Source organism: Halalkalibacter flavus (assembly GCF_036663575.1).
Taxonomy (GTDB): Bacteria; Bacillota; Bacilli; order Bacillales; family Bacillaceae_D; genus Halalkalibacter; species Halalkalibacter flavus.
In genome coordinates, this window is the sequence record NZ_JAWRVK010000004.1 from 62667 (window position 1) to 82350 (window position 19684).

Below are 19684 nucleotides of genomic sequence, written 5' to 3' on the forward strand. Positions count from 1 at the left end.
GAAAGAGGCAAGGGCGTTTCGCCCTTGCCTCTTATTATTCTTAATATACGTATGAAGAACCTACAATAACTAATAAAATGAACAATACAACGATTAATGTGAAGCTGCTTCCTGTAACGTGACTCATAAGTGAATTCCTCCTTTTGAGTTGGTACACTCCTACCTTATGTAGTGAAGATCAAAATGGGTGGGCGGATATCATGCATTTGAATAGAATAGGCTATAACCTCGTAATGCGATTGAAATGAGACCATGTTTGAGGTTCATGGAAGGATTTTGTAAAATTAAATATATGTAGAAAAACAGAGAAAAGGTGTAGTAGATGAAAACATTTATTGTAGTTGGAGCGGGAATTTTAGGTGCTGCGACCGCTTATCATCTTGTGAAGGCGGGAGCTAATGTAACAATTGTTGATAGACATGACAAAGGCAAAGGAACAGATGCTGCTGCTGGAATTGTTTGTCCATGGTTATCTCAGCGTCGCAATCAAGCATGGTACCAGTTAGCAAAAGGTGGGGCAAAATATTATCCGGAGCTAATTAAACAATTAGAAGAAGATGGTGAAACAGAGACAGGTTATGCAAAAGTTGGTGCAATCAGCCTTCATACAGATGAACATAAATTAGATAAGATGGAAGAAAGGGTTAGAAAACGTCGTGAAGATGCACCTGAAATTGGTGAGATTACACGCTTGACTCCTACTGAAACGAAATCACTCTTTCCACCTCTATCAGGTGAATATGGATCTGTTCATGTGAGTGGTGCAGCTCGTGTAAACGGGAAAGCACTATGTGATGCATTAATTCATGCTGCCAAAAAACGAGGAGCTACATATATAAAGGGTGATGCAAAGCTAACACGAAATGGAACTCAAGTGACAGGTGTTCAGGTTGAGGACAAGATACATTTGGCCGACCAAGTTATTATCACAACGGGTGCTTGGGTAAAAGAACTATGTAAGCCGTTAGGGATAGACTTCTTAATCAAACCCCAGAAAGCACAAATTGTTCATTTAGAATTACCTGAAACAAATACGGATTCGTGGCCCGTTGTCATGCCACCAACGAATCAGTACTTATTAGCTTTTGAAGGCAGTCGAGTGGTTGTGGGAGCGACGCATGAAGATGACGTCGGTTATGATACACGTGTGACGGTTGCCGGAATGCATGAAATTTTTGAAAAGGCACTGATGGTTGCACCAGGGTTAGCAAATAGTACGGTACTTGAAACAAAGGTAGGTTTCAGACCGGTAGCACCAGGGTTCCTTCCTGTCATTGGACCAATCCCAAATTTCCAAGGGATTTTGGTTGCGAACGGATTAGGAGCTTCTGGGTTAACAGTTGGTCCGTATGTTGGTGCCGAGCTTGCGAAGGCAGCACTTGGTAAAGAAACAAGCATTGATTTTGAGTTGTATGATGTTGCTGGAGCAATCAAAATATAAAAAGGTTGTTATATCGTATTAGAGAACCGAGACAAACTCGGTTCTTTTATTCGTATTGATTCAAGCGAATATGGTACTCACTAAAAAAATCACGAAAACATGTGCGTAAATAAACAAATAGGAACAGAGAATTATCTAGTGATCTCGCAAAAGTTGTAAAAGTGTTCTTTATAAATGAAAAAGCAGTGGATTGACTATACAGATACTTGCAAAGGGTCTAAGATAGGCATTGTAACAAAAACAAGTAATTCGCAGGAGGTTTTTCAAAATGAAAAAAAAGGTATTCCTTACAGCAGCTTCAGCGATCTTAACAGTAGGTATTCTAGCAGCTTGTGGTGATGCAGAGGTTGATGAACCTACATTAGGAGAAGAAACAGAATTTGAAACAGAAACAGATATGGATGGCTTTGATGATGCGCCAGCCGATGAAGGTGTAGAGGAGCTTCCAGAGGTTGATGAAGAAACTGAGGAGTTTGATACAGAGTTTGAAACTGAAGACAGTGAAGCAGAAGATTTTGATACAGAAGTAGAAATGGAATTTGATGAATCTGATGAAAGTGATTTTTAGAAACTAGGTATTTAGGTACCTTTGTTATAGATTGATTTATGCTGCCCCATCATTTTAAGTCTTTCATGACTGAGATTGATGGGGTTTTATATTTTTGTAGTACGATTATAGTATGACCTCAGCATCTTGATGGCTTTTTCATTGTCTCACTATAATTAAGAGGAAAATAAGAGATTAATGGAGGAACTATGAACAAATTCGCATATATGTTAGTTGGAGCAATATTTACAGTTATCATTTCAATCGGTTATTTAACATTTGCAGATACAACAGATTCTAGTCAATCTGAACAAATCACTCAAGAAGCACTAACCGTAAACAAGACTTTAGTAAGTGAGACCGAAGAAGTAGAAGTAATTGAAGAGTTTAAGGAGGTTGAAGAAATTCAACCGTCAATTGCTGAGGAAAGTCCTATTTTGTTATCAACAGGTCGTAAAGAAGTAACTGAGATAACAACGGTTGATACTGAGAAAACAGATGAAAACAGCCAAACAGAGGAGAACACTCAAGCAGCAAAAGGTCTTGCGAAAGCAGAAGGCCTCGCTAAAGCGAAGGGCAATAGTCAAGCGATGAACAATAATCAAAGAGCTGTGTCCTTTTTAGAGCAACTCAAAAAATTAGAAATAGAACTAGAAGATGAACAATTTGAAATAGAGATTAAACAAGAACGTAAGAAGAATCGCGTGAAATCAGAAGTTGAAATTGAATGGAAAAATGAAAAAATAAAGTTGAAAAATAAGCAAGCTGATGATTTTATTGAGGAACTTTTTGCATTAACAGAAGTATATTCTGCCGAAGATCTACCTACCCTTGCTAACAAAATTCTTGCACAATACGAAGTGGAATGGGATTCAGCCGAAGTTAAGATAAAAGTTGAAAAAGCAGACGGAAAAAAATATGAATATGAAAACAAATAAGAGACCGCTGAAAAATGTAACGGTTTTTTATCTTTTTTCAGTGGTCTTTAAACAATGAGCTTAAGCCTGCTATGAGTGGGTTTCTCATAGCAGGCGCGCAACGTGTGGAGCCATTGCCGCTTCCTTGAATATGCTAAAAGAGGCTGTAAGAAAAGGTCCGTTCAATGACCTTTTCTTACAGTTTTTGTGCTTTTACATTAATCAATCTTGGTTACGTACGATCATTACATCGCATTTTGCACGTCTAGCAATACTTTCAGAGACGCTCCCTATAAGGAATCTTTCTACCGCATTTACTCCAGTTGCTCCAGCAATGATTAGATCAACATGATATTTCTCGGCTACTTCTTTTGGTATCCGGACTTTTGGTGAGCCATAGCCAAGGTCTGTTGTCACCTCTTCTATTCCAGCTTCTAGTGCAATGGTTTTATATCCTTCAAGGAGGTCAACACCGTAACCCTCTGCATGCTCTGCATAGGTGCGGTCATAGTGTTCAATCGTGCCTGTTGTGCGATTATCAATTACATAAGAGATTACAAGTTTTGCTCCATCTTTTTTCGATAAATCAATGGCTTTCTCTAAAGCTAGTTTTGCTTCCTTCGACCCATCCACAGCAACAAGAATTGTCTTATAGTTTCCCGCCATCACGAATCACGCTCCTTATTATGATGCTAATAATGTTTTCTTCTTAATTAAAGCATAATAGAAATTCATCCTTTCTAAAGTGATGTTCATCACATTTACAGAATATTTCATGAGAATGTTGATGATTTTTTTCACTCAATTTTACGATATAATTGGGGGAATATTGGGTGTGAAACATTTCTGCTTAAATTTTGTAATCACAGTTGAAAAGGAATGCGAAACTTAAAAGAATGAGAGGGGATGTAACAATGTTTGATCCGACTATATTTGAAAATTTAAAAGTTGGGCTAGAAAATTACGTGTATGATCTTGATACGATTGATCGCGTTGTACAAGTAATAAATCGTAAAGACCAATTAGACATGTCAATTATGTCTAGAACATTCGCTCTTGAGTTTCATTTAGCTAATCAGCAGAAGACAACTGCTGAAATTGAGCTGCAAGCTTCTTTAAAAGATTTAGCTGATGAGATTTTGGAAATTCCTGGTGAAAGCCCGGGATGTAATTTGCTTATTCACTTTACTATAGAAATTGAAGATATTAAAACTCAATGTGAGCAAATTCAAGATATCCTGTTATCAATTTGGGATCCAGTTTTATCACCAGAACAAACGGTTAGCTTTGTTTACGGAAAAGATAAGAAGAAGTACCTGAATTCTACTAAGCTGATGTTCGACCATAAGATTAATGAGGAACATATGGCGGATGTTCCTGAATTTGTAGATCATGTGGTAGAGACCCTACGTGAGCTGAATAACGTATAATAAATCAGTTTCCTTTATGAAAGCTCCCCCTACTCTTCATCTGTATGAGAATAACTCATGTAGAGAAAGCTAGGAAGCAGGAGGAACTATGAATGGAATTTCATTATATAACTACGAACCGAGTAACCTTACATACAGCTGTAGCAGGACCAAGTGATGGTCCTCTCGTGATTCTTTTACATGGGTTTCCCGAGTTTTGGTATGGTTGGAAAAAACAAATAACCCCTTTAGTAAAAGCTGGGTACCGTATCGTCATTCCTGACCAACGAGGCTATAATTTAAGTGATAAACCACAAGAGATTAGTCAATATACACTTGATTTATTGCGTGATGATATTATTGGACTCATTAAGCATTTTAAAAGGGAAAAAGCCAGTGTAATTGGACATGATTGGGGAGGGGCAGTAGCTTGGCATATAGCTTCAACTAGGCCTAGTTATGTTGATACTCTTATCCCAATTAACATGCCTCACCCCGCTGTTTTTGGAAAAATGATCTTTCGATGTCCTACGCAGTTAGTGAGAAGTTTATATATATTGTTTTTTCAACTTCCTTTGATTCCTGAAGAAGCGTTATGTGTAAATGAATATAAATTGATGAAAAATATTCTTCTTTGTTCGTGCCAGGCCAATACATTTAAGAAAGAGGAAATTCGAAAGTATCAAGCTTCTTGGTCCCAAACAGGTGCACTTAGGGCAATGCTGCATTGGTACAGAGCAATTAGACTTGGGAGTTTGAAAATGGTTCCTAACTCAAAAGTGGTAATACCGGTGAGGATGATTTGGGGTAAAAATGACCCTTTTCTCTCATTAGATTTAGCTAAGGAAAGCATGAACATGTGTATGGATGGGCGACTGACTTTAATAGATGATGCAACTCACTGGGTCCAGCATGAACAGCATGAGCTTGTTAATTTATTTCTTCTTAAATATTTGAAAGGCTAAAAAAAAGGGTTGTAAGTTTCCCTTTTTTTGAAATTAACTATTGAAAGCGTTGTCATTTTTGTGTAATATACTTATAGAAGCTGCATTGTACGCAAATAATGGTTTCAACCTGTATACTTAATTAGGGAGTTTTAATCGAAATAGGAATGTCAAGCCTTCAATGTGTAGAGGACGACTGAACTATTTCTGCAAACACCCACTTCGAGAAGTGGTGGTTTGAAACTCGGTTAGTAGCGGCAATTGCGGCCCACCCATACTCACACAAAAAACCAGTTCCAAATGAGGAACTGGTTTTTTCGTTTAATCATAGTTACAATAAACTGTAATATTTTGTTTACTAATAGGTGTTAGCGCTAATGATAATTCAGAAAATATAAAGGAGAGAGCACATGTCAAATCATAAAATTTTGTTTCTAGATATTGATGGGACAATTTTAAAACCAGATGATTCAATTGAACAATCGACAAAAGAAGCAGTGAGTCAGGTACAGCAAAAAGGGTTAGAAGTATTTCTTGCGACCGGACGACCATTACATGAGATTAAAGAAATTGGTGAAGAATTAAACATCGACTCTTTTATTGGCTATAATGGTGCTTATGCTGTACATAAGGGTTCTGACATTTTGTTAGAGAAAATGGATTCGAACACAATTCAATTTTTTTTAGAAATAGCAAAAGAAAAAGGACACGAGGCAATTATGTATACGAATGAGAAAAATGTTCTTACTTCCTGTGATTCTCCCGTTTTAGATGAATTTATTCGTCATTTTCATTTGAGACATAATGTTCTCTATGCTCAGGAATTCTTGAATAATATTTTAGGGGTGACGCTAATTAATTTAGGTGAAAACGAGTCTTCTTTGTATGAAAAAGTGGGTAACGTCCATTTAGCTCCTGTAAATGTTGGAGAATTCAAAGAGCACGCTTATGATGTCATTCGTGATCAAGTGAATAAAGGTTTTGCTGTAAAGAAGGTGCTGGAAGTTCTTGATATTAAAAAAGACGAAGCGATTGCCTTTGGTGATGGAATGAACGACAAAGAAATGCTCTCATCTGTTGGAGACGGGTTTGCGATGGGAAACGCCCATCAAGAGTTATTTTCGTATGCTAAACATAAAACAACGGAAGTGACCAATTCAGGTGTCTTTAATGGATTGAAAAAATTAGGATTGATTAAATAAATAATGTTAATGCATTTGTTTTCAATGAGACAGATGCATTTTTTTGTACAGTTTTATACAAAGTAAGTTAAATAAGCAATTGACATGAAACCAATTAGTTGCGTAATATGAATATGAAACCAATTAGTTTCGTATTTGATATTTGGGGGAATGAAAATGAAATTGACCACACCAGAAATTCGTAAAAATACAGTTTTTCAAGCAAAGATAGACAAAGTCTGGCAGGCAGTTGCTACTGCAGAAGGAATTGAATCATGGTTTATGCCGAATGATTTTAAACAAGAACTAGGCTCTGAATTTACCATTCAGTCCCCTTTTGGACCGACCGCTTGTAAAGTAACCGAGCTAGACCCACCAAACCGCTTAGTCTTTACATGGGGAGAAGATGGCTGGGTTATCACGTTTGAATTAACAGATTTAGGAGATAAGACTGAATTTACCCTGATTCATTCAGGATGGGGAGAACCTCAAGAAATCGTTCCAGGTCCAGGTCCGGATCAATCGAATTCCGAAATTAGAAATCGAATGAATAATGGTTGGGATTCAATTGTTTACGATGATCTAAGAAAAGTAGTGGAGGAATAATGTCTGCTGCTTCAAAGTACGATATCTTTCAAGCTATTGCTGATCCTACGCGTCGTAAAATGTTACGATTACTAGCAGATGATGAAATGCCTGTAACCGTAATTAGCAACCATTTTCCAATGAGTAGAACGGCTGTATCCAAGCACTTACGAATTCTCTCGGAATCAAACCTTGTAAGTGTCGAGAAGGTAGGGAGAGAAAAGAGATATAAATTACAAGCTGAAGCTCTTCTTGAATTAAAACAATGGCTTTCGTTTTATGAACAATTTTGGGATAATAAAATGACCAAGCTTAAATATATTGTTGAACATGATGAATCTGAAACGGTTCAAATTCAGGATGTAAATAAAAAGAGTTAGACCCTAGGTGACTGCTGATAGCGGAGATTATCCTCCAACTCAGCAGTCTCATTTTTTATATAAGCTTCATAAAATATTTTTGACTGTACCTGATAATAGACAACTATTTATCGAAATATTTAAAAATTGACTGGTAACATGTATAATAGCAAAAAAAGGATTTTAGAGTTTAGAAATGAAAAACAAGTTTGACTTAAAAATGCAGGGAGAGTTATTTATGGATAATACAGTAAAGGTTAAAGGTGTGACAATCGGAGAAGGCATGCCGAAAATTTGTGTACCAATGGTAGGAAAAACTTTATCGGATTTACTTGAAGAAGCAATTTATTTAAACACCTTAGATGCGGATGTTATTGAGTGGAGAGTTGATTTCTTTGAAGACGTTTTAGAACTTGTTAAAGTAAAAGAAGCACTTAACAAGATACATGCTCTCTTACATAACAAACCTCTTGTTTTCACGTTTCGAAGTGCTAAAGAAGGTGGAGAAAGGGAAGTCAGTTCAGAATTTTACGTATCGCTAAACATAGAAGCGGTAAAAACAGGATTAGTTGATATGATTGATGTTGAGTTATTTAGTAATGAAAATGATGTAAAGACTCTTGTTGAAAAAGCACATCAACATGGAGTATATGTGATCATATCGAATCATGACTTTGATCAAACACCGCCAAAAGAAGAAATCGTATCTCGCTTGCGAAAAGCTCAAGAGCTAAGTGGAGACATACCTAAAATCGCTGTTATGCCTAGGAATACAGCAGACGTACTAACGTTACTTGATGCAACAAATACGATGAAAGAGCAATATGCGACGCGACCAATTATTACGATGTCGATGGCAGGGGAGGGGGTTATTAGTCGTTTAGCTGGGGAGGTATTTGGTTCGGCTCTTACATTTGGGGCTGCTAAGAAAGCCTCAGCACCTGGACAAGTTGCTGTGGATGAATTGCGTCAAGTTTTGAACCTTTTACATAAGAGTCTTTAAGTCATTTAACATAGCCAAGAATCCAAGCATATATACGATTTAGGATTCTTGGCTGTAACCTTTTTACTGGCCACCTTGTGGACGTACATCTTTCTCTTCTTGTCCAATTCCTTCTATTCCAATTTCCTCTTGTACATTCAATTGAATTTTCTTATTGGCAAGTTCTTCATTTTTAAAGCTTAGATCTGGTTGAATGTTATTGTTTTGACTTGCTTGCTTGTTCCAGTCACCCATAATACTCACCTCCAAAACGTGTTATATAGTATGTGACTAAAAAAGTCGTTTTATCAATTTCTTATATTTTGTAATAGAAAGATGAAAGGTGAAAAGATTGTTGAAGAGCAATAAAAGAAGGTCAGTTGTCTATACTGGTTTAAGCTATGATAAAGGAACGATGACAATTATTAATGCGCGAAATAAAGAAGCAGGAAGAGGGGAGCTCTTATGGAAAGAATCATTGTATTAAAAGCTTTAGTAGGGTCAGAAAACTATAACCTTTCAACTCCAGAGTCGGACAAGGATTATAAGTTCTTCGTCATACCAACTTTTGATGATTTGTACCACAGTAAGCTACCTACTTCAAGTAAAGTAGGAGAAGGGGTAGACGAAGAATTCCACGATATTAGGAAGGTCTTAAGTCTTTGGTGGAAGTCAAACGTTAATTTTATGGAGGTCCTTTTTTCCGTTGATTATACGATTAACGATATAGATTGGATCAATAAGAAAATAACTTGTCTATTATTAATGAGAGATGAGATTGCAAAAATGAACTTACCTTATTTATATAAAGCGTGCAGTGGGATGTACATTAGTAAGTCAAAGTCCATCGAAACGGGGAATAGCAATACGAAACATCTTGTAAAACAGTTTGGTTATGATACTAAGTCGGCGATGCATGCATATAGAATTCTTGATTTCATTGAGAGATTCGCTAAGTATAATTTTACTAATTTTAAGGGTGCGATTCAGTACGATGATGCTGGGAGAAAATTTATGCTTTCCATTAAGAATGGTGACTATACATTAGAACAATTTAAAGAATTAGTAAATGACAAGCTCGTCTCTTTTAAGCAGTTGGAGGATGTATACATGACCCAACCTATACTAGAAGAAGTGAAAAGTGAAGTTGAAAATATAATCTATCAACTTGTATTAGACAGTACCCTAAATGAACTGCGCATGAAAACAAAATTTCATTTACCTTAATATTTTTTCTCAAATGCCGTTTGACTGTATAGGTTGATAAAGTCAAAAAGGAGGTGTCCAAAATCTTTTAATCTTTGGACACCTCCGAAGCAATGTGCGGAGTAGCTACATCTTTTAAAAGCCTTGAGAGGAATGGTTTACACACTCACAGCGAGTAGCGAACGGAGCCATTGCTACCTCTGTTCAGGGCTTTTGAAACACCCCCTTTTCTTATACTTTGGATATTACCGACTAGTCAGTTTGTGGAGCGAATAGTAAAAAAGTTTATTATGAAACGGCATGTTCACGTTGTTGCGCTTCCTTCTCACTCTTCTTAATATCCATACGAAGCAAGATTGAAATGACAAAAGCAAAAAGTATTAAAGTAGCAAAAACATAGAAGACAGGAATATAACTGTCTGTTCTTTCCCTAATTTGAGTGACGAGAACGGGACCAAAGACCCCACCTAATGACCAAGTTGTTAATAAATAACCGTGAATGGAACCTAGTTGCTTTGTACCGAAAAGGTCCCCAATGAAGGCTGGAAGGTTTGAGAATCCCCCACCATAACAACTAACAACTAACAATATCATGATTGTAAATAAGATTGCATTTGTTGTAAAAGGAAGTGTAAAAAAGGCAACGATCTGGATTGAGAAGAAAATAATAAACACAGTTGGACGACCAATATAATCAGAAGCAGCAGCCCAGCCGAGTCTTCCTCCGCCATTAAAAATCCCCATTATCCCAACCATTGTTGCTGCCGCTGCTGCACTTAACCCAACAACTTCTTGCGCCATCGGGGAGGCGACCGAAATCATCATAATCCCAGCTGTTGTATTAATAAGCATCATCGACCAGAGCATCCAAAACCGTTTTGTTTTCACCGCTTCTTTAGATGTTAATTGTGCTAAATCCTTTTTGATAATTTTCTTTCCAGAAGCCATGTTCCTCTTCATTGACTCTGGCATCCAGCCTTCCGGAGGAGGAGCGATATATAAGGCACCAAGGACCATAAAAGTAAAATAACAAACACCTAAGAGATAAAAAGTTGATGTGATCCCAATTGAATTAATTAAGCTCGCTGCAACAGGTGCTGTAATTAGAGCCCCTGTTCCAAATCCAAGAACAGCCATGCCGGTTGCTAAACCTCTTCGATCTGGGAACCATTTAATTAATGTAGAAACCGGAGAAATGTACCCTATCCCAAGTCCTAATCCACTAAAGAGGCCATAGGTAAGCAAAAAAAGCGGAAGGGATTCAAGAGCAATAGCTACTCCAGAACCAGCTTGCCCAATCCCAAATAAAACAGCAGCAACAATTGCTGATTTTCTTGGACCGCTTCGTTCAACAAATTTCCCGAAAAATGCGGCAGACGTCCCTGCAAGTGCCATCATAATGGTAAAAGCGATAGCAACCTGTGATCCAGCCCAGCCAAGTTGTGAACTAATTGGGTTCTGGTAAACGCTATAAGCGTACGCGGCCCCAATTGAGAGGTGGATGGCAATAGCTGATAAGGCAATTAGCCATCTGTTTTTCGTTGTCTTCATATTAATTCCTCCTCCTACCCACTTTTGTAAACACTTACATATATAGTATAGTCCATTGTAGGAAAAAATCAAATAAATTGGAAAATTAATAAGATTTTGGAAGTGTTTTTTATTTTTTGTTCAGGTAGATTAACGATTATCTCTCTATAGCTATTTAGCGTTAAGTTCTATATTATTGTTAGTGAATTGTTGTATTAGTTGAAGATGACGGGGGAAGAAATATGTATCATGCAAAGACCTGGAAAGAAAAGGTCACTTTATTTTTTGCGATCCTATGGCCAATTATGGTTACGCAAATAAGTTTTTATGCTATGAACCTTGTAGATACGATGATGTCAGGGCGGGTAGGAACAAATGACTTAGCGGGTGTCGCAATAGGTTCCAGCTTATGGTTGCCGATCTTTACAGGTATTAATGGAATACTACTAGCCGTAACTCCAATTGTTGCACAATATATGGGCAGTGGGAGACGTGAAAAGATTTCGGAATCGGTTATACAGGCGCTTTACTTATCAGTTTTTCTAGCCATTCTAGTTGTTATTGGTGGAATTTTCTTACTTGATCCGGTATTAATGCTAATGAACTTAGATTTTGCTGTCTATCACATTTCGTTCCATTATTTAGTTGGGTTATCAATAGGAATTATTCCATTGTTCGCAGCAAATGTTCTTCGTAATTTCTTTGATGCACAAGGATTTACACGCATAACGATGATCATTACCATTTTGGCAGTACCATTTAATGTTCTGTTAAATTACGGATTTATTTTTGGGAAATTTGGCTTGCCGGCATTAGGTGGTATTGGAGCTGGATACGCAACAGCGATTACGTACTGGATTATTTTCTTTTTCAGTATTTGGATGACATTTAAGGTAGAAGTAGTTAGACATTATCGGCTTTTTATTAAGTGGGTTATTCCGTCTTGGAAAGCTTGGAAAGAGCAGCTAGCAATCGGAATTCCGATTGGCCTTTCTATCTTTTTTGAGTCGAGTATTTTTGCTGTCGTAACTTTAATGATTGGGATGATGTTTACGACTGTCACGGTTGCCGCACACCAAATCGCACTTAGTTTTACTTCTCTTATCTTTATGATTCCTTTAAGCATCTCTATGGCTTTAACCATTGTTGTTGGTTTTTCTGTTGGAGGGAAGAAATATCAATCAGCCAAACAATATAGCCATCTTGGCGTATGGGGTGGAATTGGGATTTTAGCAGTAGGTGCCATTTTTCTCTATTTTTTCAGAGAGCAAATTGCCTATTTGTATACACAAGATCCTCAAGTCGTTCAACTTGCAGGACAGTTTTTTATTATCGCGATTGTTTATCAGATTTCTGATGCTGCCCAATCGGGCTTACAAGGAGTACTGCGTGGGTACAAAGATGTGAAAATTCCTTTTATTACAGCATTTATTTCGTATTGGTTGATTGGAATTCCATCAGGATATGCTCTCGCATCCTATACGTACCTAGGACCATTTGGATTTTGGATTGGAATTACATTAGGTTTAACGTGTGCTGCAATTGGATTTTTCGTACGCCTGCGTATAGTTCTAAGAAGAATTTCCAATGAACCTGTTGAAGTGAATTAGTTCCTCTAGGAGAAGTCGAGTAGGAAAACGGGTTTGTAAAAGAGGAAGAAAAAATAAAAATTCTACATTTTTGAGACGGAAATCATACTGGTTTTCGTCTCTTCTTATTTGCTTTTTAGTAACTGAGGAAAGGTCGTTCATAAGGATGTTCTCCAGCATCAAATCACTTAATTCAAAAAATAGGCACTTATCGACACGGGTCAACATAGACTAAGCATAACAGGGTTAAAAAGGAGTGGGGAAAGTTGAGTTATTCAAATGAGCGGACAGAGCCTAAGGTTTTTTTGCAAAGACCAACGGGGAAAATCAACCAGCAAGTTTTTTACTCTAATAAAGTGATGGAGAGTATTAGGTCACAATTTAGCGAGCTAGAATATATTCTAGGAACCCATGGTCAAGTACATGAAAGCATATTTAAACAATTGAATGAACAAGAAGCAGAAAATAAACAAGTACACGAAAGTTTGTCTATTCAATTGGATGAACAAGAGACGATGAACAAACAAGTACATGAAAACATATCAAAACAATTGAATGAACAAGAGACAATGAACTTAGAATTACAGTCAATGCACGAAAATTTACAAAGAGAGGTAGAAGAGAAAGGGGAGGTTCAAAATCGTCTACAGCAAAGAATGGATGAAAATGAAGTTGAAAGAAAGAATCTAGAAAAGAAATTAGTCGAGCTTGTTGAGGAAAAAAACAATTTATTAGGCCAGTTACACACCCTAGAACAATCAAAAAGTGATTTGCGTGCGGAAGTCGATGATCATAACAATCGCTTACGTAAGCAAGAGGTTCATTATGAGACAATGCAAGAAGAGCAAGCTAATCAAATGCAAAATCACGATGAATTGGTTCTACAAGTGAATCTGCAAAAGCTAGATCATGAAGAGCTAATGAAAAAAGTTAAAGACAATGAACAAGAACAAAAGCAAATTCAAGATAGACTTTACGAGTTAGTTGAACAAATGAATCTACTATCATTACAACAATATGAACAAGAAAGTATGCATTTAGATTTGTTCACGCAGTTAATTCAGCTGAAGTCGATTCATTCAGAGACCTCACAATATATGAAGGAATCCATAGAAAAATTAAGTACAGAAATCAAAAAGCTAGAGAAAAGAAAAACCTATACTACAGAAGAGTAGGAACTAAAAGGAAGAGGCGTATTCATACGTACACCTCTTCCTCTTTTTTTAGTATAGTGTTACTCCAAATTAGCATGTCTTCCATACATCGTATTAGAAGTTAAGCTTTTTTTCTCCATAAATCTCAAAATGATAGCATCATATAATAATAGAAGACTTTGTTCAAATAAGGAACCCATCGGTTGGATCGTCTCATTGCCAGCCTTTTCACCGGATTTTGCTTGAGCAGGAATTTGTATTGTTATATCAGCCAAGCTACCAATAGTTGAATTAGGAGAAATCGTTACGGCAGCAATTGTTGCTCCGAGACTTTTAGCTTTCTCTGTCATAGAGACAAGACTTTTCGTTTCCCCAGAGCCAGAGCCGACAATAAATAGATCTCCTTCTTCAAGATTAGGAGTTACTGTTTCACCAACGACATAAGGATCCAGTCCAATATGCATCATTCTCATAGCAAAGGATTTGGCCATAAAACCAGATCTCCCTGCACCAGCAACAAAGATTTTGTTTGCTTCGAGAATACCGTCAACTAGCATCTCCACTTTCACCTCATTGATGAGGTTCGCTGTACGTTGTAATTCCTTAATAATTTCTAAAGTATAATCAGTTGTCTGCATAAGGGTCACCTATGCTGTCACTTCTTCTTTAATTAGCTTTTGCATCTGAGATGCAGCAGCTTTTTTGTCCTCTTTTCCAGTTATCCCACCGCCAACTATGATTAGGTCTGGTTGTGCTTTGATTACTTCAGGCAATGAATCTAGTTTTATTCCCCCAGCGATGGCTGTTTTCGCATTCTTTACTACGCTTTTAATTGTTCGTAAATCCTCGAAAGAATTTTGGCCAACGGCTTGTAGGTCATATCCTGTGTGAACGCAAATATAATCAACACCCAATTCATCTAACTCAATGGCACGGGCTCTTTTATCTTTTACTGCAATCATATCAACAAGAATTTGTTTGCCTTGTTTTTTTGCTTCTTCAACAGCACCTTTAATAGATTCGTCCTCAGCTGCAGCGAGGATGGTAATAATGTCTGCTCCTGCTTCTGATGCTTTCATGACCTCATAGCCGGCTGCATCCATAATTTTCAAGTCTGCTAAGACGGTTAGTTGAGGAAACGCTTCTTTCACTTCTTTGACTGCTTTTAGCCCTTCATTGATTACAACCGGTGTTCCGATTTCTATTACATCGACAAAATCTTGCACCTCAGCTACCAGCTCAATCGCTTCAGGAATATTTACTAAATCTAATGCTAATTGTAATTTCATATTCATCGCTCCTCACTCATTTTTTTTCTACAGCTTCATTCTAATTTCAAATATTTAAAAAAAGAAGTACGCACTTTTTTTTCATATAGTAACAAAAAGGATACTATGGGCGAGGATGGAAAGGATTAGATAAAAGAAAAAACCATGTACGAGGCAGGTCTCGTACATGGTTTTTAGTCAATTGAACTAGTTTGAGGTTCAAAGTCATTTACATTTTCTTGGAGAAATTGTTTGTAATCTTTTCCCCATGCATACATTGTTTCAAGGATTGGCATAAGTGTTTTTCCTTGTTCCGTTAATGAATATTCTACTTTGGGAGGGACTACTGGATATACTTCACGGTGGATGATAAAGTCTGACTCTAATTCACGTAACTGGTTTACTAATATTCGTTGGGTAATTCCAGGCATGAGTGATTTTAGTTCGCTAAATCGTTTTGTTCCTTCTTTTCCAAGGTACCATAGAATAAGCATTTTCCATTTTCCACCTATGACAGCAAGGGTTAATTCCTTTTCACAATTAAATTCCTTTTTACAAACATGACCCATCGATTCCCCTCCATTCTATTTATTGACACACTATCGTAATGGAGACTAGGTAAACAAAAGTGTCTACATATAGTTAGTGACATTATAAACGTTCTCGTAAGCTATATACAAAACATTTAACTTTTTACTTAAGGAAAGAATAACAAGTAGGAATATATCTCTTTTTGATTTGGAGTGAATTTCCTGTTGAGGGGAATAGTATTCATAACTACATTGGATGGAGGAAATAAAATGAAACTAAGGATACTGACTGCTGTTTGTGCAATTGCCATGATCATTTTTATTGGATTAGGGTTAGGGAGAGTGGAAGCTTCTCCAACCATTATTGATTTTGAATTAGAAATTGAGATGAAAGACGGACAAGAATATGAGATAGAGTATGAAATGAAAAAGAATCAAATTGAAGCTAAGTATGCCGTTCCTAGAAGCGTAACGGTGTATGGACAAGAAGCTTTACCAAAAATTGAATTATTTCTAAAGCAAATTAGTTTAGTACCGGAAGTGGATAAAGAGGAACTTATGAATCAAATCTTTACCGCTTTTAAAATCGATAAAAAAGATATTGAAGAAATTGAAGTTGATGTGAAATTTGATGGTGGGAAAAGATTGAAGTTTGAACAAACATTTTCCTAAGCAAAAAATTCTTGTTGTAAATTTGGAACCTATTATCCAATTGACTTGGAGTTTAGGTTCTTTTTGATTTTAGTAGAGTTCTTCAGTCTAGAGACTGAAGATTTTTAAGGGAAAGTAATATCAGTTTAATTGAGCATATAAAAATTAAGATGTGGAAAGGGTGATTTGCATGGAAAAGAGAAAACTTGCTATTGAAGCGACCGGTTTAGTGAAACGTTTTGGGCAGCATCGTGCTGTAGATGGAGTTGATTTAGCGGTTCCTGCTGGGACGGTGTATGGCTTCTTAGGTCCAAATGGTGCAGGCAAAACAACGACCATACGTATGCTGGCAACTTTACTTAAACCTGACGAAGGTTGTGCTAAAATACTTGGTCATGACCTAGTTGATGCAGCAGAAGCTGTCCGCATGAGAGTAAGTTTAACCGGTCAATTTGCTTCCATTGACGAAGATTTATCGGGAATGGAAAATTTAGTTTTTATTGCTCGGTTATTAGGGTTTTCAAGAAGCGCGGCCAAAGAGAGGGCAACGGAGCTTCTTGATGCATTTGGACTTTTGGATGCCTCTGGACGCCAGGTGAAAAAATATTCTGGTGGAATGAGAAGGAGGATTGATATTGCTGCAAGTATCGTCGTAACTCCAGACCTTTTATTTTTGGATGAACCGACAACAGGCTTAGATCCTAGAAGCAGAAACCAAGTATGGGATATCGTGCGAGCCCTTGTTAGCTCTGGTACGACTGTCCTGTTAACGACACAATATCTTGAAGAAGCAGACCAGTTGGCGGATCGGATTGCTGTCATTGACCAAGGGAAAATCATTGCAGAAGGAACAAGTGGAGAGCTGAAATCATCCGTAGGAACAGGTGGAGAGCTGAAATCATCCGTAGGAACAGGTGCATTGCACGTTCGCTTATTAGAAGAAGAAAAACGAGAAAAGGCAGAAAAAATAGTAGCAAACATTCTCGAGACAAATATTCATTTGGAGTCTGATCAGCTTTCTCTTACAGCAAGAGTAACAAATACAGACTTGGTGGTTGATGCACTAAATGAATTAAGAAAAGCTGGGATTAAAGTTAGTGATTTTTCATTAGGTCAACCGAGTCTAGATGAAGTCTTTCTTACTTTGACAGGACGTCCTACCGAGGACGAGAAAATTAGTAAGGAGGTACAGTCATGCAGAAAAGCGTGAAGATGATAAGAAATTGCGCGTAGCATTAAGGAGCCGGACTCGTCCGAAAAAACCAAGTGGCGTCACCAATACATTTACCTTTGCTTGGCGCGCTCTATTAAAGTTGAAATATGTGCCCGAACAACTTTTGGATGTTACTGTTTTTCCGATTATGTTTCTCTTAATGTTCACGTACCTATTTGGTGGAGCGATTGCTGGCTCCACAGGAGACTACCTTCAGTTTCTCTTGCCTGGTATATTAGCAATGACTGTTGTTACCATTACGATGTATACAGGAATGGAGCTGAACAATGACATCACAAAAGGTATCTTTGATCGTTTTCGTTCTTTGCCAATTTGGCGCCCGGCCGTCTTAGTTGGGGCACTTCTTATGGATGCAGTTCGATACACCATTGCCTCAACGATTATGATCGTACTTGGATTAATTATGGGATTTCGACCAGAAGGTGGCGCTGTAGGTGTGCTATTAGCTGTGGCATTATTAGTTGTTTTCTCATTTAGTTTGTCGTGGATATGGACTACTCTCGGTCTAATCCTTCGTACGGAGAAATCGCTAATGGGTGTGAGCATGATGGTACTCTTTCCTTTGACATTTGTCAGCAATGTATTTGTTGATCCTAGTACATTACCAAGATGGCTTGAAGCATTTGTTGATGTTAATCCAATCTCCCTTTTGGTAACAGCTGTACGTGGGTTGATGCATGGAACCGTTACTTTTGAACAAGTTGGATGGGTGCTTTTAGCATCTATTTTACTAACTGCTATTTTCGCTCCATTAACGATGTACCTTTATCGAAACAAGAGCTGATAAGTTATCCGAACTTCTTCGCTTGCTTGTAAGTAAGAGCGCCAACATAGAGCTTTTTTAAAATACGACAATAATCAGTCGTAATGTCAAAGGAGTCAGGTGTCATAATCTCGTTATAATACGAGAAAACCCTTGAATCAAAAGTTTGAAACCAATCTTTATGATTCGCAAATGTGTGAGGTGTGTCTTGCCAAGCATCTGTTAAATATGGACTGTATATAGTTTGTGTAAATCCACAAGGGGACGTTCTTTTCGTCCACTTCTTTTTTTGCGCAGTAAAAGTAGTTGACCAATAATCAGAACGTGAACCGGTATGTGGCGTTTCGGTAGCAAACCAATTAATGTTCTCATGAAGAGGGGTAAGCCCAAAAAGCATAGCATAAAGCTGTTTGCCGACCAGAATTCGCTCTGAAACAGATGCAAAGTTGGCGACAGAAATACCGGCCAATCTTGTCTTTTTATTAGAGTATTTATATGGAAAGAGTACCTGAGTGAACTGAAATAATTCTTGTGCTTGAAACAGAAGTGTATTTAAGACGTTGTTCTGAAAGTATTGGTTTTGAATCACTCTCATCTCAATGTAATGTTGTTCGTTTATGATTAGTGAGACGGTAAGGAATTTGGAATCTTTCTTCTTATAAAAGTACTTCCACACAGGGATCATAAACCTAGATACATGAAAATAAGGCAACAAGTGAAAGAGGTTTTTGTTTTGTTTTTTGCTCTCTTCATACAGTAAAAGCTGTGGGTACGCATCATAAAAAATCAGGGCATTAGCTGACTCTAAAAATTGAAAAAAGTGTTTCTTTCTATCGTTGCTAATAGCCTCAGTTAATTCCCCTTTAAGATCTGTCATATTCCAGCCACCGTTTCTAGAAACGAGGTGAGCTAAAAGAGCCCATTGAACTTCAGGATGTTGAATATAGAAGTCTAAGTAAGCTTTTGTTCGCGTGATGTTGTTTCGATTATGGGTGATCATTTTTTGCTTAAGTTGTCGAATGAGAGTTTGTTCAGTTGGTGGGAGTGAGGAAACAGACTTATTGACGTTAACAGACTGTTCTTTTAATGCTTTCTTGAGGGTTCTTATGGCTGAAGGGTTGTTAGTTAACGTTTCCCAGTTACGTGTAATTCTTGACTCGGATTTATACTTATCAAGAGTATTAATCGCGTATTGTCCAATGGCAGTTGGAAATTGAATGATTTTTGATAGAATATTCACGATCACAACCTCCTCTTTGCTATTGTATGTGTAAGAAGGTCTATTCGTTTGGAAAATAGTTAAATACCTAAAAATATACAAAAATAGTAAGTTTGAACAATGGAATAAAAAGTCATAATCGTGTACTCTGTATAAGTACTTGTTACGACAACTA

General features: G+C 37.3%; 24 protein-coding genes and 1 other RNA gene. 17 read left to right on the forward strand and 8 right to left on the reverse strand.

Going from position 1 to position 19684, the window contains the following annotated elements; all coding sequences use genetic code 11:
* Positions 1 to 40: 40 nt before the first annotated feature.
* On the reverse strand, positions 41 to 127 hold the full coding sequence (locus SAY88_RS03960; RefSeq protein WP_332629735.1) for a YjcZ family sporulation protein: 87 nt from the start codon (positions 125 to 127) through the stop codon (positions 41 to 43).
* A 195-nt stretch (positions 128 to 322) separates the two neighbouring features.
* On the opposite strand from SAY88_RS03960, the gene SAY88_RS03965 reads away from it, so the two are divergent.
* The 3 genes from SAY88_RS03965 (at position 323) to SAY88_RS03975 (ending at position 2926) form a co-directional block, all read left to right on the forward strand.
* Complete coding sequence (locus tag SAY88_RS03965; RefSeq protein ID WP_332629463.1) at positions 323 to 1441, forward strand: NAD(P)/FAD-dependent oxidoreductase; 1119 nt, start codon at positions 323 to 325, stop codon at positions 1439 to 1441.
* Positions 1442 to 1709: 268 nt separating this feature from the next.
* Complete coding sequence (locus tag SAY88_RS03970) at positions 1710 to 2009, forward strand: hypothetical protein (RefSeq protein WP_332629464.1); 300 nt, start codon at positions 1710 to 1712, stop codon at positions 2007 to 2009.
* A 188-nt stretch (positions 2010 to 2197) separates the two neighbouring features.
* A complete protein-coding gene (locus tag SAY88_RS03975) occupies positions 2198 to 2926 on the forward strand; it encodes a hypothetical protein (RefSeq protein ID WP_332629465.1) in 729 nt (242 codons plus the stop codon).
* 201 nt (positions 2927 to 3127) lie between these two features.
* On the opposite strand, the gene SAY88_RS03980 is transcribed toward SAY88_RS03975, so the two are convergent.
* The gene (locus SAY88_RS03980) at positions 3128 to 3571 is read right to left on the reverse strand and encodes a universal stress protein (protein WP_332629737.1); all 444 of its coding nucleotides are present in this window, start codon (positions 3569 to 3571) and stop codon (positions 3128 to 3130) included.
* Between the two features lie 248 nt (positions 3572 to 3819).
* Here SAY88_RS03980 and SAY88_RS03985 point away from each other — a divergent pair, with 248 nt between their 5' ends.
* The 7 genes from SAY88_RS03985 (at position 3820) to aroD (ending at position 8386) form a co-directional block, all read left to right on the forward strand.
* Positions 3820 to 4335, forward strand: coding sequence for a hypothetical protein (locus SAY88_RS03985; protein ID WP_332629466.1), 516 nt, complete (start codon positions 3820 to 3822; stop codon positions 4333 to 4335).
* Between the two features lie 92 nt (positions 4336 to 4427).
* Positions 4428 to 5279: an alpha/beta fold hydrolase gene (locus tag SAY88_RS03990; protein WP_332629467.1), complete on the forward strand. Its 852-nt coding sequence runs from the start codon at positions 4428 to 4430 to the stop codon at positions 5277 to 5279.
* A gap of 74 nt (positions 5280 to 5353) precedes the next feature.
* Positions 5354 to 5532, forward strand: a non-coding RNA gene (gene ssrS, locus SAY88_RS03995) — 6S RNA.
* A 136-nt stretch (positions 5533 to 5668) separates the two neighbouring features.
* Positions 5669 to 6460 (forward strand): HAD family hydrolase, encoded by a 792-nt coding sequence (locus SAY88_RS04000; RefSeq protein ID WP_332629469.1) that lies wholly within the window; start codon positions 5669 to 5671, stop codon positions 6458 to 6460.
* 150 nt (positions 6461 to 6610) lie between these two features.
* Positions 6611 to 7045: an SRPBCC family protein gene (locus SAY88_RS04005; protein WP_332629471.1), complete on the forward strand. Its 435-nt coding sequence runs from the start codon at positions 6611 to 6613 to the stop codon at positions 7043 to 7045.
* Positions 7042 to 7404, forward strand: a complete 363-nt coding sequence (locus SAY88_RS04010; protein ID WP_332629739.1) for an ArsR/SmtB family transcription factor — start codon at positions 7042 to 7044, stop codon at positions 7402 to 7404. The genes SAY88_RS04005 and SAY88_RS04010 overlap by 4 nt, the downstream gene beginning before the upstream one ends.
* Before the next feature lie 217 nt (positions 7405 to 7621).
* Positions 7622 to 8386: a type I 3-dehydroquinate dehydratase gene (aroD, locus tag SAY88_RS04015; protein WP_332629473.1), complete on the forward strand. Its 765-nt coding sequence runs from the start codon at positions 7622 to 7624 to the stop codon at positions 8384 to 8386.
* 63 nt (positions 8387 to 8449) lie between these two features.
* On the opposite strand, the gene SAY88_RS04020 is transcribed toward aroD, so the two are convergent.
* On the reverse strand, positions 8450 to 8620 hold the full coding sequence (locus SAY88_RS04020; RefSeq protein ID WP_332629475.1) for a hypothetical protein: 171 nt from the start codon (positions 8618 to 8620) through the stop codon (positions 8450 to 8452).
* Between the two features lie 100 nt (positions 8621 to 8720).
* Here SAY88_RS04020 and SAY88_RS04025 point away from each other — a divergent pair, with 100 nt between their 5' ends.
* Complete coding sequence (locus SAY88_RS04025) at positions 8721 to 8852, forward strand: hypothetical protein (RefSeq protein ID WP_332629477.1); 132 nt, start codon at positions 8721 to 8723, stop codon at positions 8850 to 8852.
* Complete coding sequence (locus SAY88_RS04030; protein ID WP_332629479.1) at positions 8831 to 9592, forward strand: DNA polymerase beta superfamily protein; 762 nt, start codon at positions 8831 to 8833, stop codon at positions 9590 to 9592. The genes SAY88_RS04025 and SAY88_RS04030 overlap by 22 nt, the downstream gene beginning before the upstream one ends.
* Positions 9593 to 9859: 267 nt before the next feature.
* Here the strand turns inward: SAY88_RS04030 and SAY88_RS04035 are convergent, their stop codons facing one another.
* Entirely contained in the window at positions 9860 to 11122 is a 1263-nt protein-coding gene (locus SAY88_RS04035) for an L-lactate MFS transporter (protein WP_332629480.1), read from the reverse strand.
* A gap of 221 nt (positions 11123 to 11343) precedes the next feature.
* Between SAY88_RS04035 and SAY88_RS04040 the strand changes: the two genes are divergently transcribed.
* Both SAY88_RS04040 and SAY88_RS04045 read left to right on the forward strand, forming a co-directional pair.
* On the forward strand, positions 11344 to 12711 hold the full coding sequence (locus SAY88_RS04040) for an MATE family efflux transporter (protein WP_332629482.1): 1368 nt from the start codon (positions 11344 to 11346) through the stop codon (positions 12709 to 12711).
* Between the two features lie 245 nt (positions 12712 to 12956).
* Positions 12957 to 13865, forward strand: coding sequence for a coiled-coil domain-containing protein (locus tag SAY88_RS04045; RefSeq protein ID WP_332629484.1), 909 nt, complete (start codon positions 12957 to 12959; stop codon positions 13863 to 13865).
* A 59-nt stretch (positions 13866 to 13924) separates the two neighbouring features.
* On the opposite strand, the gene hxlB is transcribed toward SAY88_RS04045, so the two are convergent.
* The 3 genes from hxlB to hxlR form a co-directional block, all read right to left on the reverse strand.
* A complete protein-coding gene (gene hxlB, locus SAY88_RS04050) occupies positions 13925 to 14482 on the reverse strand; it encodes a 6-phospho-3-hexuloisomerase (RefSeq protein ID WP_332629486.1) in 558 nt (185 codons plus the stop codon).
* Between the two features lie 9 nt (positions 14483 to 14491).
* Complete coding sequence (gene hxlA, locus SAY88_RS04055; protein ID WP_332629490.1) at positions 14492 to 15133, reverse strand: 3-hexulose-6-phosphate synthase; 642 nt, start codon at positions 15131 to 15133, stop codon at positions 14492 to 14494.
* 173 nt (positions 15134 to 15306) lie between these two features.
* Entirely contained in the window at positions 15307 to 15681 is a 375-nt protein-coding gene (hxlR, locus tag SAY88_RS04060) for a transcriptional activator HxlR (protein ID WP_332629491.1), read from the reverse strand.
* Between the two features lie 231 nt (positions 15682 to 15912).
* On the opposite strand from hxlR, the gene SAY88_RS04065 reads away from it, so the two are divergent.
* From SAY88_RS04065 to SAY88_RS04075, 3 genes are all read left to right on the forward strand, one after another.
* Entirely contained in the window at positions 15913 to 16314 is a 402-nt protein-coding gene (locus SAY88_RS04065) for a YusW family protein (RefSeq protein ID WP_332629493.1), read from the forward strand.
* Between the two features lie 169 nt (positions 16315 to 16483).
* Complete coding sequence (locus SAY88_RS04070; protein ID WP_332629495.1) at positions 16484 to 17503, forward strand: ATP-binding cassette domain-containing protein; 1020 nt, start codon at positions 16484 to 16486, stop codon at positions 17501 to 17503.
* A 13-nt stretch (positions 17504 to 17516) separates the two neighbouring features.
* Positions 17517 to 18311: an ABC transporter permease gene (locus SAY88_RS04075; RefSeq protein ID WP_332629497.1), complete on the forward strand. Its 795-nt coding sequence runs from the start codon at positions 17517 to 17519 to the stop codon at positions 18309 to 18311.
* 4 nt (positions 18312 to 18315) lie between these two features.
* Here SAY88_RS04075 and SAY88_RS04080 read toward each other — a convergent pair whose 3' ends face one another.
* Positions 18316 to 19530: a DUF2515 family protein gene (locus SAY88_RS04080; protein WP_332629498.1), complete on the reverse strand. Its 1215-nt coding sequence runs from the start codon at positions 19528 to 19530 to the stop codon at positions 18316 to 18318.
* Positions 19531 to 19684: the final 154 nt, after the last annotated feature.

Coding starts and splice junctions, on each gene's coding strand:
- SAY88_RS03985 (WP_332629466.1), top strand. CDS start 3,820: ATGTTTGATCCGACTATATTTGAAAATTTAAAAGTTGGGCTAGAAAAT.
- SAY88_RS04070 (WP_332629495.1), top strand. CDS start 16,484: ATGGAAAAGAGAAAACTTGCTATTGAAGCGACCGGTTTAGTGAAACGT.
- SAY88_RS04020 (WP_332629475.1), bottom strand. CDS start 8,620: ATGGGTGACTGGAACAAGCAAGCAAGTCAAAACAATAACATTCAACCA.
- SAY88_RS04030 (WP_332629479.1), top strand. CDS start 8,831: ATGGAAAGAATCATTGTATTAAAAGCTTTAGTAGGGTCAGAAAACTAT.
- SAY88_RS03990 (WP_332629467.1), top strand. CDS start 4,428: ATGGAATTTCATTATATAACTACGAACCGAGTAACCTTACATACAGCT.
- SAY88_RS04035 (WP_332629480.1), bottom strand. CDS start 11,122: ATGAAGACAACGAAAAACAGATGGCTAATTGCCTTATCAGCTATTGCC.
- SAY88_RS04040 (WP_332629482.1), top strand. CDS start 11,344: ATGTATCATGCAAAGACCTGGAAAGAAAAGGTCACTTTATTTTTTGCG.
- SAY88_RS04065 (WP_332629493.1), top strand. CDS start 15,913: ATGAAACTAAGGATACTGACTGCTGTTTGTGCAATTGCCATGATCATT.
- aroD (WP_332629473.1), top strand. CDS start 7,622: ATGGATAATACAGTAAAGGTTAAAGGTGTGACAATCGGAGAAGGCATG.
- SAY88_RS03960 (WP_332629735.1), bottom strand. CDS start 127: ATGAGTCACGTTACAGGAAGCAGCTTCACATTAATCGTTGTATTGTTC.
- hxlA (WP_332629490.1), bottom strand. CDS start 15,133: ATGAAATTACAATTAGCATTAGATTTAGTAAATATTCCTGAAGCGATT.
- SAY88_RS04000 (WP_332629469.1), top strand. CDS start 5,669: ATGTCAAATCATAAAATTTTGTTTCTAGATATTGATGGGACAATTTTA.
- SAY88_RS03980 (WP_332629737.1), bottom strand. CDS start 3,571: ATGGCGGGAAACTATAAGACAATTCTTGTTGCTGTGGATGGGTCGAAG.
- hxlR (WP_332629491.1), bottom strand. CDS start 15,681: ATGGGTCATGTTTGTAAAAAGGAATTTAATTGTGAAAAGGAATTAACC.
- SAY88_RS03965 (WP_332629463.1), top strand. CDS start 323: ATGAAAACATTTATTGTAGTTGGAGCGGGAATTTTAGGTGCTGCGACC.
- SAY88_RS04005 (WP_332629471.1), top strand. CDS start 6,611: ATGAAAATGAAATTGACCACACCAGAAATTCGTAAAAATACAGTTTTT.
- SAY88_RS03975 (WP_332629465.1), top strand. CDS start 2,198: ATGAACAAATTCGCATATATGTTAGTTGGAGCAATATTTACAGTTATC.
- hxlB (WP_332629486.1), bottom strand. CDS start 14,482: ATGCAGACAACTGATTATACTTTAGAAATTATTAAGGAATTACAACGT.
- SAY88_RS03970 (WP_332629464.1), top strand. CDS start 1,710: ATGAAAAAAAAGGTATTCCTTACAGCAGCTTCAGCGATCTTAACAGTA.